The sequence below is a fragment of the Stenotrophomonas sp. GbtcB23 genome (assembly GCF_019091045.1).
Classification (GTDB): Bacteria; Pseudomonadota; Gammaproteobacteria; order Xanthomonadales; family Xanthomonadaceae; genus Stenotrophomonas; species Stenotrophomonas rhizophila_A.
On the sequence record NZ_JAGXKC010000330.1, the window covers coordinates 1 to 292 of the forward strand.

The following is a 292-nucleotide window of genomic DNA, read 5'->3' on the forward strand; positions in this document are numbered from 1 at the left end:
TTCAAGGCAGGCAATAGACGGTTTAGTCCTTCCGGTTCAGATCGCTCTTACGGATTAGATGGCGCTGTGGGTACGGTCGGGCAGATCAATCAAGCCATCGCTTTTGCTGCCCCGTCCCTGTCCCATATCTCCAAGACGTTCCAGAGAATCGACGAATGGCTGGATGCTGAGCAGGCCAACCTGCTTGAGGACATTAAGAATGATGATCTTCGCATTGCACTGGTAAGCGTCTGCGGGTTCGTGGACAGGATCATATCCCGCTGCTTGGCTAGGCTTGAGGCGAGCAAGCCAT

General features: G+C 53.8%; 1 protein-coding gene. It reads right to left on the reverse strand.

Annotation, left to right across the window (positions count from 1 at the left end):
• Positions 1 to 54 precede the first annotated feature (54 nt).
• Positions 55 to 292: hypothetical protein (locus KVS69_RS19305; RefSeq protein WP_217539565.1), on the reverse strand; the 238-nt coding region annotated here is incomplete at its 5' end.